At 60.1% G+C, this 12,182-nt stretch carries 11 protein-coding genes, 1 tRNA gene and 2 rRNA genes (1 of these 14 only partly in view); 7 read left to right on the top strand and 7 right to left on the bottom strand.

Features of this window, described 5'->3' with window-relative positions:
* Positions 1–210 precede the first annotated feature (210 nt).
* Complete coding sequence (locus tag ACWNC0_RS21440; protein WP_196224854.1) at positions 211–573, bottom strand: response regulator; 363 nt, start codon at positions 571–573, stop codon at positions 211–213.
* Between the two features lie 71 nt (positions 574–644).
* Between ACWNC0_RS21440 and ACWNC0_RS21445 the strand changes: the two genes are divergently transcribed.
* From ACWNC0_RS21445 to ACWNC0_RS21465, 5 genes are read left to right on the top strand one after another with little or no spacing between them, the layout of a single operon-like run.
* A complete protein-coding gene (locus ACWNC0_RS21445; RefSeq protein WP_449474468.1) occupies positions 645–941 on the top strand; it encodes a DUF3572 family protein in 297 nt (98 codons plus the stop codon).
* Positions 938–1,600, top strand: coding sequence for an HAD family hydrolase (locus tag ACWNC0_RS21450; protein WP_449474469.1), 663 nt, complete (start codon positions 938–940; stop codon positions 1,598–1,600). The genes ACWNC0_RS21445 and ACWNC0_RS21450 overlap by 4 nt, the downstream gene beginning before the upstream one ends.
* Positions 1,590–2,054: a RidA family protein gene (locus tag ACWNC0_RS21455; RefSeq protein WP_449474470.1), complete on the top strand. Its 465-nt coding sequence runs from the start codon at positions 1,590–1,592 to the stop codon at positions 2,052–2,054. Before ACWNC0_RS21450 ends, ACWNC0_RS21455 begins: the two co-directional genes overlap by 11 nt.
* Complete coding sequence (locus ACWNC0_RS21460) at positions 2,035–2,760, top strand: glycerophosphodiester phosphodiesterase family protein (RefSeq protein ID WP_449474694.1); 726 nt, start codon at positions 2,035–2,037, stop codon at positions 2,758–2,760. Before ACWNC0_RS21455 ends, ACWNC0_RS21460 begins: the two co-directional genes overlap by 20 nt.
* Positions 2,753–3,886 (top strand): GNAT family N-acetyltransferase, encoded by a 1,134-nt coding sequence (locus ACWNC0_RS21465; RefSeq protein WP_449474471.1) that lies wholly within the window; start codon positions 2,753–2,755, stop codon positions 3,884–3,886. Before ACWNC0_RS21460 ends, ACWNC0_RS21465 begins: the two co-directional genes overlap by 8 nt.
* Before the next feature lie 3 nt (positions 3,887–3,889).
* Here the strand turns inward: ACWNC0_RS21465 and ACWNC0_RS21470 are convergent, their stop codons facing one another.
* Entirely contained in the window at positions 3,890–4,186 is a 297-nt protein-coding gene (locus ACWNC0_RS21470; RefSeq protein ID WP_449474472.1) for an SEL1-like repeat protein, read from the bottom strand.
* Positions 4,187–4,384: 198 nt separating this feature from the next.
* Here ACWNC0_RS21470 and ACWNC0_RS21475 point away from each other — a divergent pair, with 198 nt between their 5' ends.
* Complete coding sequence (locus tag ACWNC0_RS21475; protein WP_449474473.1) at positions 4,385–5,662, top strand: multidrug effflux MFS transporter; 1,278 nt, start codon at positions 4,385–4,387, stop codon at positions 5,660–5,662.
* Positions 5,663–5,702: 40 nt separating this feature from the next.
* Here the strand turns inward: ACWNC0_RS21475 and ACWNC0_RS21480 are convergent, their stop codons facing one another.
* Positions 5,703–7,319 (bottom strand): amino acid permease, encoded by a 1,617-nt coding sequence (locus ACWNC0_RS21480; protein ID WP_449474474.1) that lies wholly within the window; start codon positions 7,317–7,319, stop codon positions 5,703–5,705.
* A 140-nt stretch (positions 7,320–7,459) separates the two neighbouring features.
* On the opposite strand from ACWNC0_RS21480, the gene pgeF reads away from it, so the two are divergent.
* Entirely contained in the window at positions 7,460–8,218 is a 759-nt protein-coding gene (gene pgeF / locus ACWNC0_RS21485; protein ID WP_449474475.1) for a peptidoglycan editing factor PgeF, read from the top strand.
* A 22-nt stretch (positions 8,219–8,240) separates the two neighbouring features.
* Here pgeF and ACWNC0_RS21490 read toward each other — a convergent pair whose 3' ends face one another.
* From ACWNC0_RS21490 to ACWNC0_RS21505, 4 genes are all read right to left on the bottom strand, one after another.
* Positions 8,241–9,152: an oxidoreductase gene (locus ACWNC0_RS21490; protein ID WP_449474476.1), complete on the bottom strand. Its 912-nt coding sequence runs from the start codon at positions 9,150–9,152 to the stop codon at positions 8,241–8,243.
* Between the two features lie 249 nt (positions 9,153–9,401).
* Positions 9,402–9,478: transfer RNA gene (locus ACWNC0_RS21495), tRNA-Met, on the bottom strand.
* A gap of 85 nt (positions 9,479–9,563) precedes the next feature.
* Positions 9,564–9,678 (bottom strand): 5S ribosomal RNA (rrf, locus tag ACWNC0_RS21500).
* 133 nt (positions 9,679–9,811) lie between these two features.
* Positions 9,812–12,182, bottom strand: a 23S ribosomal RNA gene (locus ACWNC0_RS21505) (it continues 443 nt past the right edge of the window).

Below are 12,182 nucleotides of genomic sequence, written 5' to 3' on the forward strand. Positions count from 1 at the left end.
CCGCGTCCCTGGGCCGGGGCTTGGCAGCGCTGCGTGAAATCAGCGCTTCATTTCAGGGACATGGGCATGAAAGACCGATGACGGTCTGATGACGATCACCGATAGAGCGCGCTGCGCTTAATTGGACGCAGGTCGCGCGCTCTATTTTTTGTTTTCGCATCGTTGTAGGCGCGAAACCGGTTCCCACTTTTGCCCACGCTGCTCTAGCCGTTACAGCAGGGCATTCACCTGCTCGACAAAGCGCAGCACCGAAATGGGCTTCGACACATAGGCCTGCGCGCCCGCGCCGCGAATCCGGTCCTCGTCGCCCTTTCCAGCATAAGCGGTCACGGCCATGATGGGGACGGATGCCAAACGCGGATCGCGCTTCAGCGAGACGATCAGGTCAAGGCCGCTGACATGGGGCAGGTGAATGTCGGTGATCACCAGGTCCGGGCGGAACTCCAGCGCTTGCGAAACGACGTCGCGCCCATCCCGCAACGGCAGCACTTCATGGCCGTGCGCGCGCAGAAGGTCGCAAAAAAGTTTGAGATTGAGTTCGTTGTCCTCGACAACGAGCACGCGCTTTGCCACCAGTCACCCGCGTTAAATGATGCGCATTGTAAAAGCGCGCTGATACAATTGCCCCTTACCGAGAATCAATCATGCGTTCCGACAGCCCCGATAGCAAGCAACTTGGCCCGGCCGATGGCGAAGAGGCCCTGACGCTGGCCCTGATGGCGCTTGCCTGGACGCTGGGCGATGAGCAGCGGGCGGATCGGCTGTTGGCGCTTACCGGACTGGACGCGGACGCGTTGCGCGCTGGCGTGAATGATCCTTCGGTATTGCGGGCGGTGCTGGATTTTCTGGCCGATCATGAGCCGGATTTGATCGCCTGTGCCGAGGCGCTTGATACCAAGGCCGAGGCGCTGATCACGGCGCGGCGGGAGTTGGGCCGATGAGCCGTCCCCTGATCATCACGGATTGCGACGAGGTGCTGCTGCACATGGTCGTCCCTTTTCGCGAATGGCTGGACGAGCATCATGCCGTGCATTTCGATATGCGCGAGCGTGGCTTTGCCGAGGCGCTGCGCCACAAGGACAGCGGCATCCCGCTGGAGCGCGAACTGGTCTGGCAGCTGCTGGTGGGCTTTTTCGATACCGAGATGCACCGCCAGATGCCGATTGCCGGGGCCGTCGAAGCGATGAACAGGCTGTCGCGCATGGCCGATATCGTCGTGCTCACCAATATCGGGGAGCGGCATCATCAGCAGCGCGTGGAGCAGCTGGCGGCGCATGGCCTCGATTTTCCGGTGCATTGGAACCATGGACCCAAGGGCGCACCGCTGGCCGCGATCGTCGCCGAGCGGCGGCCGTCAGCCGCGCTGTTCATCGACGATTTGGCCGAGCATCATGAATCCGTAACCGAGCATGCGCCGGGCGTGTGGAGACTGCATATGGTAGGCGAGCCTGAAATTTCGGCTGATGTCGATGCCGCCCCCTATGCCCACGCCCGGATAGACGACTGGGCAACGGCGGAGAGGTGGATCGTCGATCGGCTTGCCGACGGCTCCGCACCACTAAACATTGATAACCCAGATGGAGTCCCAAATGAGCGTTGAAGCCCGCCTTGCCGAACTTGGCATCACTCTCCCCGAAGCCGCCGCGCCGGTGGCCGCCTATGTCGCAGCAGTGGAAGCCAATGGCCTGCTCCATATTTCCGGCCAGATTTCGCTTTCCGAAGGACAGTTGATGACGGGCCGTCTCGGCGAAGATCGCGACCTTGATTATGGCGTCAAGGCGGCGCGGGCCTGCGGCCTCAACCTCATTGCCCAGATCAAGGCAGCGCTGGGCAGCCTGGACCGGGTTGAGCGGATCGTGAAGCTGGGTGCTTTCATTAGCAGCGCCCCGAGCTTCACTGACCAGCCCAAGGTGGCCAATGGCGCGTCGGAACTGATGGTCGAGGTGTTCGGCGAGGCAGGCAAGCACGCCCGCAGCGCCGTGGGCGTGCCGGTGCTGCCGCTGGGCGCCGTGGTTGAGATCGACGCGGTCGTCCTTGTCCGGTCGGCGGCCTGATCTTTCCTTCCTGACCGCCCGCCCCTTCGCCCATCGCGGGCTGCATGGGGCGGGCATCAGTGAAAACGGCATGGCCGCTTTTCGCGCGGCCATTGCGCAAGGCTATGGCATCGAATGCGATGTCCGGCTGAGCGGGGATGGCGTCGCGATGGTCTTTCACGACGCCACCCTCTCACGAATGACCGGTGTCGAGGGGTTGTTGTCGGACCGTCGGGCCGAACGCCTTGGGCAGATGAGACTGGCGGACGGCGGCGGCATTCCCCGGCTGGAGACGCTGTTGCAGACATGCGGGCAAACGGTCCCGCTGCTGATTGAATTGAAGGTCACGGGCCGCCATGTCGCGCCCCTCTGTGCAGCGGTAGCAAGCGATCTGGCAAGGCATCCGGATGCTCTGGCCGCCGTCATGTCCTTCAACCCCATGGCAATGCGCTGGTTTGCCCGGCACATGCCGCAGGCGGTGCGAGGCCTGGTGGTGACGGAGCAAGATGACGCAGGATGGCGCGCCGCCGCCCGGCGCGGTCTTGCACTTTGGGTGGCAAGACCCGACTTTATCGCTTGTGATGTTCGTGACTTTCCTTCCCGTTTCGCAGCGGGGGCGCGTGCGCGCGGTCTGGCCGTGCTGACTTGGACGGTTCGCACGGAGGCCGAGCACACGTCGGCCGCGCGTCACGCAGATCAGATCATATTCGAGGTCCCGCGTGACTGAATGCGTGGTGCGGGTAGCTGGCGGGGTCGCGGAACTGTCACGCGATCAATGGGACGCCTGCGCCGGGACCGCCAACCCGTTCATGAGCTGGGATTTTCTGGCCGCGCTGGAACGATCGGGCAGCGTTGGTCCAGGAACCGGGTGGCAGCCCTTGCCGATGCTGATCGATGGTGCGGACGGACGGATCGGAGCCGCTGCGCCGCTCTACGGCAAGACCCATAGCCAGGGCGAATATGTGTTCGACCATGGCTGGGCCGACGCGTGGGAGCGTGCCGGGGGCCAATATTATCCCAAGATTCAGCTCGCCGCGCCCTTTTCCCCTGTTCCGGGGCCGCGATTGCTGCTGCGCGAACCGACGCTGGCCCCAGCCCTGATTGCGGGGATAGAAAGCCTCGTCGAAAGCAACGGCCTGTCCTCCGCGCATGCAACGTTCATCGAGCCAACGCAGGTGCCGCTGTTCGAAGCGGCGGGCTGGCTGATCCGCGAAGACAGCCAGTTCCACTGGATCAATCGCGGCTATCGCGACTTCGACGATTTTCTGAGCAGCCTTTCGAGCGCGAAGCGGAAGAATATCCGCAAGGAACGAGCGCGTGCGGTCGAAGGGCTGGAGATCGTTCACCTGACCGGCCGTGACCTCAAGGAAACGCATTGGGACGCTTTCTGGCATTTTTACCAGGATACCGGATCGCGCAAATGGGGGCGGCCCTATCTGACGCGGGCCTTTTTCTCGATGCTGGGCGAAAATATGGCGGATCGGGTGCTGCTGATGCTCGCACAGCGTCACGGCAGGCCGATTGCGGGAGCGCTCAACCTGATTGGGGAGGAGGCGCTATATGGCCGTTATTGGGGTTGCGCCGAGGACGTGCCCAACCTGCATTTCGAACTATGCTATTATCAGGCGATCGAGGTCGCCATCGCGCTTGGGCTGTCCCGGGTCGAGGCCGGAGCCCAAGGGGGACATAAGCTGGCACGGGGATATGGACCGGAGCCTACTTATTCAGCGCACTTCCTGCCCAATGCTTCGTTCCACCGGGCCGTCGCCGAATTCCTCGCTGCCGAACGGACAGGCGTGCAACAGGACCGGATCTGGCTTAGCGAACGGGCGCCGTTCCGCAAGCAAGGCTGACGATCAGGCGGCGCGCAGTTGGTGTGCGGCAATCCAGGCGCGCGCCTGACGCTGCGCCTCGGCGATTTCGCGGGCGGTCATTTCTTCAGCGATCTCAGCACGCATCGCCTGCCCTTCCTCATTGCCACGCAGCGCGGCGAGGTTGAACCATTTATGCGCTTCGATCAGATCGACTGACTTACCGCCAGTTCCGCAGCTATAGGCGACGCCAAGATCGAAACAGGCCTCCGCCGATTCCCAACCCGCTACTGGCAGGCGGCTTTCCATCAGAAACTGAGCACTTTTCAGACTGTTTGCCACGACCGAATCCCCCTGTGGATTTCGAGATAATGGTTTTCGACAGGCCGCACGGTGCACCGGCAGGGGATAAAAAATGGTTAACGCCGATTTGAGGGTTTAGGCATCAGCGCCCGAAAGTCCTGGATGGTACAAGGTTAATGCGGCAGGCCGCGTGATCTTGGGCTGGCATAGCAACCGGATTGATCCCATAGCCGCGCCATGACCAACCCTTCTCCCCCGGTCGCAATCGGACAACCAAAGAAAGACATCGGCTTTCGCGAATTCGTGGTGCTGAGCGCTTGCCTGATGGCAATGAACGCGCTGTCGACCGACCCGATGCTGCCTGCCCTGCCCGCGATCGGGCACGATCTGGCGGTGGCAAATGCCAATGACCGGCAGTTGATTATCAGCGTCTATTTTCTGGGGCTGGGCGTGGGATCGCTGCTGTTCGGGATTTTGTCGGATCGCTTCGGCCGCAAACCCGTGATGGGCGGCGCGCTGGCGCTGTTCATTGTATCGACCATCGGCTGCGCGGTGGCGCAAAGCTTTCCTCTCATGCTGTTGGGCCGGGCGTCTGCGGGCTTTTTCGCCGGAGCGAGCCGGGTGATCGCCGTGGGCATCATCCGCGACCGGTTTAAGGGAGACGCGATGGCCAGGGTCATGTCGCTCATCCTTGCCGTCTTCATGTTGATACCCGTGATGGCGCCCAGTTTTGGGCAGGCGATCCTCTGGTTCGCGCCATGGCGATGGATATTCTGGATTCTGGCTATTCAGGCGGCGCTGATCCTGATCTGGATGGTCATACGCATGCCCGAGACGCTGAAGCCCGAAAACAGGCTGCGGATGAACCCATCAACGATCTTTCGCACCATGGCGGTGGTGCTCACCAATCGCAGTTCGGCAGGCTATATGCTGGCGAGCGGCGTGGTGATGAGCGGGCTCATCGGCTTCATCCTTTCGGTACAGCAGATTTTCTTCGATCTGTTTCATGCCCAGTCATTCTTCCCGATAGCTTTTGCGATCATGGCGGGCAGCATGGGGGTCGGCAGCCTGCTGAACAGCCGGCTTGTATCGCGATTCGGCGCGCGGCGGCTGAGCCAAGGTGCGGTTCTGTCCATGATCGCGACGAGCGCCGTCCATCTTGTCGTGATCGCGTCTGGTCGGGAAAGCATGTTCACCTTCATGTTCTTCCAGTCGGCGACGATGATGGCCGTCGCCTTCACCGCGTCCAATTTCGGCGCGATTTCCATGGAGCCCTTTGCCAAGGGCGCGGGCGCGGCGTCTTCCTTTCAGGCGTTCCTGACCACGGCGCTGTCCAGTGCCTTGGGTAGCGTGGTCGGGCGGGCGTTCAACGGGACGACCATACCTCTGACGATCGGTATGCTGGCGTTCGGGATCGCGGCGCTTCTTATCGTGCTGTTCGCCGAACGCGGGAAGCTCTTCACCCGCCCGCATCATGGTGCGTTGCGAGAACCGGAATTCGACCCCGTCCACTAAAAAGGAAGGCGGCGATCACGCCGCCGCCTTCCTCAGTTGATCAGGCGTCGCGTCCGCCCGGCGTATGCGCACCGGGCATCGGTGGCACCGGCATCGGCGGGACATCGGCATCCTGCTCATGCGTCTCGACGAGGCCTCGCGCGACATGGCTCTTGCGATAGCCATAGAGGAAATAGAGCAGCAGCCCCAAGCCGCCCCAGACCGGAAGCACGAGCTGCGCATCCACAGGCAGGTTGAAGAAGAGGAAGAGACAGCCGAACGCCGCCATCGGCGCGATGAACCAGATGGCGGGCGTTCTGAAGGGGCGCGGACGATTGGGATCGCGTACGCGCAGCACCAGCACGGCGATTGCCACCATGAAGAAGGCAAAGAGCGTGCCGGAATTGGAAATGTCAGCCAACTGACCCACCGGCAGCAGCGCCGCGGCGATGGCGACAAAGACGCCCGTCACCATGGTTACGATGTGCGGCGTCTTGAAACGCGGATGGATGCTGGCAAGCTTTTCCGGCAACAGCCCGTCGCGCGCCATCACGAAGAAGATGCGGGTCTGGCCGAACATCATCATCAGGATGACCGAAGGGAGCGCGAGATTGGCCGCGAGGCCCAGCGCGTTTCCGACCACGGTCCAGTTGATGGAGCGCAGAACATGGGCGAGCGCCTCATTCGAACAGACCAGATCCCCCGCATGGGCGGCGGTCGCGCAGGCTTGAGCGAAACCGACCGATCCCGGTGCCACGATCGAACCGTCCAGACCAAGGACCGGCTGAGCGCCAATGGCACCAATCGCACCCGCAGCGACCAGCAAATAGAAGACGGTGCAAATCGCAAGGCTGCCGATAAGGCCTATAGGCACGTTGCGTTGGGGATTCTTGGTCTCCTCCGCTGCGGTCGAAACGGCATCAAAGCCCACATAGGCGAAGAAGATGGAGGCCGCCGCACCAACAACGCCCATCCCGCTCGTGCCCTGAGGTCCGAACCACCCGTTGGGCGTGAAGGGGGAGAAGTTGCCCTTGTCCAGCGCGGGCAGTGTCAGCGCGATAAAGGCGGTCAGCGCCGCGACCTTGATCGCGACCAGCACCGCATTGACCCGCGCGCTTTCCGTGGTGCCGATGACGAGCAAGGTGGTCACTGCCAGCGCGACGACGATGGCCGGAATGTTGATGACGCCATGCGAAAAATCGGCATGCGGGATGAAGCCGTTGAAGCTCCAGCCAGGCCCTGCTGACAGGGCGTGGGGTAGCTCCAGTCCCGTCATGCTTTTCATCAAACCCATGAAATAGCCGGACCAGCCCACCGAAACGGCGCTGGCGGCCACGGCATATTCCAGGATCAGCGCCCAACCCACCATCCAGGCGAGCAATTCGCCCACCACCGCATAGGTATAGGTATAGGCTGAGCCCGACACCGGCACCATTGATGCCAGTTCCGAATAGCAAAGCGCGGCGAAGGCGCAGACTGCTCCGGCAATGACGAAGCTCCACATCATGCCCGGCCCGGCCTTTTGCGCGGCGGCGGCGGTCAGTACGAAAATGCCGGTCCCTATGATGGCACCGACACCCAGAAGCGTGAGCTGTATCGGCCCCAATGTCCGAACGAGCGACTTTTTTTCCGCGGTCGCCAATATGGCGTCCAATGGCTTGATGCGCCCGAAGATCATGCGTGGAGCCCTTTGCCTGTCATCTTGTCCCCGATCGGCCGCGAAGCCGACCCGTTATATCTGACGCAGAGACTATCGCCTATTGTGGCCCGCGCAAGTATGTTGCGCGACTTCGGCACATTTGTCCAAGGGAGCTACTGATGATCGAACTGCTGCGCGCCGCCAGCCTGCACGATGTGCCGCATGGCTTTGCCGGGCGTCGTGGCGGTGTGTCGGGCGGGGTGCATGCTGGCTTGAACGTGGGCCTGGGTTCAATGGATGAGCGAGAGGCGATCCTGCGCAACCGCGACTTGGCGAGGGATGCGCTGCTGCCCGGCGCGGCGCTGGTGACCGTGCGGCAGGTCCATTCGCCGGACGTGGTGACCATCACCGGCGCAATAGATGAGGCGGATCGCCCCGCAGCGGATGCCATGGTCACGGATCGCCCCAGGCTTGTCCTCGGCATATTGACGGCCGATTGCGTGCCGGTACTGCTCGCTGACACCGACGCCGGGGTGGTGGGCGCGGCACATGCGGGTTGGAAAGGCGCCATATCGGGAGTCACGGACAGTACACTGGTGGCGATGGAAAAACTGGGTGCCCGGCGTGAACGGATTAGCGCCGCGATCGGCCCCTGTATCGGCCGCGCTTCTTATGAGGTGACAGTCGATTTCGCCCGCAATTTCGAGGAAGAAGATGTGGAAAATGGCCGCTTCTTCTCCGCGGGGCGCGAAGGTCATTGCCAGTTCGACATCGCGGCCTATGTCGCGGCGCGTTTGGCTCAGGCAGGGATCGGCTGGGTCGAGATGCTGGACGAGGACACCTATAGCCAACCCGACCGCTTTTTCAGCTATCGCCGTTCCTGCCATCTGGGCGAGCCGAGCTATGGACGGCAAATTTCCATGATTGCCGTCGGCTGATGCAGCAGCCTGCGTCGGGTGGTCAGTCGGCCGGCAGTTGCGGATCGACCCCGGTCAGCTCAATCGAAAGATCCCAAAGCCGCCGGGCATCCTCAGTACCGCTGGCGCGCTTGTCGATCAGCGCAGGTCCTGACTCACCGCGCATTTCCCATCGCCCCTGGGGTCCGAAATAGTCACCACCCTTCGCGTTCTGATCGGTAGCAGCCTGAAGAGTCGGCCACGCTGCCGCCGCCACCGGATTGAAAAGAGGCCGCACAATAGGCAGCAACGGTTTTGTCCATCGGGGAAGATGGCGCATGAGTTCGGTCAGGGAAACGCCGGGATGGCAGCCGATGGCGCTCACCGGAGATGCCGCAGCCCGTAGCCTTCGGTCGAGTTCAAGGGCGAACAGCAGGTTGGCCAGCTTGCTTTGGGCATAATAGACGTTGGGACTATAGCCTCTCTCGGCGTTCCAATCGTCCCACAGCATGCGCCCCTGACGATGTGCCAGGCTGGACGTAACGACCACCCGCGAACCGGCGGTTTCAGCGAGCTTCGGCAACAAAAGCGCCGTCAGCGCGAAGGTCCCCAAATGGTTCACGCCAAATTGAAGCTCGAACCCTTGGGCCGTGCGGGTAAGGGGCGGTATCATCACGCCCGCATTGTTGATCAGCACGTCGAGCCTGGGTTCGCTGGCGACCCTTTCGGCTGCGGTTCGGACGCTTTCCATATCTGCCTGATCGAGTAGAATGAGATCCAGTTTCGCGCCTGGAGTTGCGGCCGCAATCTGCGCCATTGCATCGGCGCCTCTAGCTGCGTCGCGACAGCCGAGCAGCACCCGCGCGCCTTTCGCTGCCAAAAGCTTGGCGGTCTCAAAGCCGATACCGGTGTTAGCGCCGGTGACCAGGATCGTGCGGCCGTCCTGACCCGACACCTGCTCATTGGTGAACCCCATTCCCGTCTCCCGCTTTTTCCGCCTTATCGATCCTTAGTCACCAATCGTGGGTGAGAAGACAAGGCTAATCAGCTTAGCGCATGGCATGGAGGTGTCGGCGTAGCAGCACCGCGAGTTAAGGAAGGTGCTGGACGTCTCGGCATTGCTCGAGATGTTTGGAAAAACTTCTGTCGCCTTTGTGGTCGCGCGCCATATAAACGACAAAAACCCCCGGCGTATTTCACGCTGGGGGTTTAGGTCGTACACCATTGGTTGCGGGAGCAGGATTTGAACCTGCGACCTTCAGGTTATGAGCCTGACGAGCTACCGGGCTGCTCCATCCCGCGTCACCAAAGGCAAAAGGGCGGCTTTATGGGCCGCCCTTTTGTGAGATTGTGATGGGTTTTTATTTCCAAAAGCGCAAGCTTCAATGCCTGGCGACGCCCTACTCTTCCGGGGCTTGAGCCACAGTACCATCGGCGCAGTCTGGTTTCACGGCCGAGTTCGGGATGGGATCGGGTGGGTCACAGACGCTATGGTCACCAAGCAATGAAGCTTGCGCTTTGGGTTATAATCGATGCCGTGCACGGTATTGGTGTTTGTATTTGTTATCTGGCTTGAGGTGATCACCACGCTCAATGGCTGACGCTGTTTCCAGCATTGTCATTGATGGTGGGACTCTCAGGCGCGATCAGAGCAATTAGGACCGGTTAGCTTCATATGTTACCACACTTCTACATCCGGCCTATCAAGGTCGTGGTCTACGACCGCTCGAAGAAATCTTATCTTGAGGGAGGCTTCCCGCTTAGATGCTTTCAGCGGTTATCCCGTCCATACATAGCTACCCTGCTGCGCCCTTGGCAGGACGACAGGTACACCAGAGGTATGTTCAACCCGGTCCTCTCGTACTAGGGTCAACTCCTCTCAAATTTCGACGCCCACGGCAGATAGGGACCAAACTGTCTCGCGACGTTCTGAACCCAGCTCACGTACCACTTTAATTGGCGAACAGCCAAACCCTTGGGACCTGCTCCAGCCCCAGGATGTGATGAGCCGACATCGAGGTGCCAAACGATTCCGTCGATATGAGCTCTTGGGAATCATCAGCCTGTTATCCCCGGCGTACCTTTTATCCGTTGAGCGATGGCCCTTCCACGAGGGACCACCGGATCACTATGACCGACTTTCGTCTCTGCTCGACTTGTCAGTCTCGCAGTCAGGCGGGCTTATGCCATTGCACTCTAACAGACGGTTTCCAACCGTCCTGAGCCCACCATCGCGCGCCTCCGTTACTCTTTAGGAGGCGACCGCCCCAGTCAAACTACCCGCCACAGAGGGTCCCTGCACCGGATAACGGTGCGAGGTTAGACATCAGAAAACAACAGGGTGGTATTTCACCTATGGCTCCACGACAACTGGCGTCATCGCTTCAAAGCCTCCCACCTATGCTACACAGTTCTTTCCTAATGCCACTCTGAAGCTGCAGTAAAGGTGCACGGGGTCTTTCCGTCTAACCGCGGGTACTCCGCATCTTCACGGAGAATTCAATTTCGCTGAGCATATCCTGGAGACAGTGGGGAAGTCGTTACGCCATTCGTGCAGGTCGGAACTTACCCGACAAGGAATTTCGCTACCTTAGGACCGTTATAGTTACGGCCGCCGTTTACCTGGGCTTCAATTCAGAGCTTGCACTCCTCCTCTTAACCTTCAGGCACCGGGCAGGCGTCAGGCCCTATACGTCGTCTTGAAGCCGACTTAGCAGAGCCCTGTGTTTTTGCTAAACAGTCGCTACCCCCTGGCCTGTGCCCCCCACAAAAAGTTGCCTTGATGTGGGGCCTCCTTCTTCCGAAGGTACGGAGGCAATTTGCCGAGTTCCTTCAGGATACTTCTCTCAAACGCCTTGGTATACTCTACCATTCCACCTGTGTCGGTTTAGGGTACGGTCTATACGGAGGGGCTATTTCCTGGGACAACTTCACTGCCCGGACCAATCCAATAAGGCCGAACAATTTACGCCATCCGTCACACACCTCCAGGCCCACGAATATTAACGTGGTTCCCATCGACTACCCCCTTCGGGCTCGTCTTAGGGGCCGGCTTACCCTGCTCAGATTAGCTTTAAGCAGGAACCCTTGGAATTTCGGCGACAGTGCATCTCACACTGTTAATCGCTACTCATGTCTGCATTCGCACTTCCGATACCTCGACGACCCATTACCAGATCGCTTCAACGGCCTACGGAACGCTCCGCTACCGCGTGATCGTAAACGATCACACCCTAAGCTTCGGTGCACGTCTTGAGCCCCGTTACATCTTCGCCGCAGAACCTCTTATTTAGACCAGTGAGCTGTTACGCTTTCTTTAAAGGATGGCTGCTTCTAAGCCAACCTCCTGGTTGTTTTGGAAGTTCCACATGCTTTCCCACTTAGACGTGACTTGGGGACCTTAGCTGTAGGTTAGGGCTGTTTCCCTTTTGACGACGGACCTTAGCACCCGCCGTCTGTCTGCCGAACTAGACTCGTTGGTATTCGGAGTTTGGTTAGTATTGGTAGATCTCGCGACCCCCGCAACCATCCAGTGCTCTACCCCCAACGGCAATCATTCGACGCTCTACCTCAATAGATTTCGCGGAGAACCAGCTATTTCCCGGCTTGATTGGCCTTTCACCCCTAAGCACAACTCATCCGATAATTTTTCAACATTAAACGGTTCGGTCCTCCAGTGCGTGTTACCGCACCTTCAACCTGGTCATGCATAGATCGCCGGGTTTCGGGTCTAATGCATCAAACTCTGTCGCCCTATTCAGACTCGCTTTCGCTGCGCCTACACCTAACGGCTTAAGCTTGCTTGATACACTAAGTCACAGACCCATTATGCAAGAGGTACGCGGTCAGGTCTCAAGGACCCTCCCACTGCTTGTAGGCATCCGGTTTCAGGTACTGTTTCACTCCCCTCATCGGGGTGCTTTTCACCTTTCCCTCACGGTACTGGTTCACTATCGGTCATGTACGAGTATTTAGGCTTGGAGGGTGGTCCCCCCATGTTCAGACA

The organism is Sphingobium chungangianum, assembly GCF_977014255.1.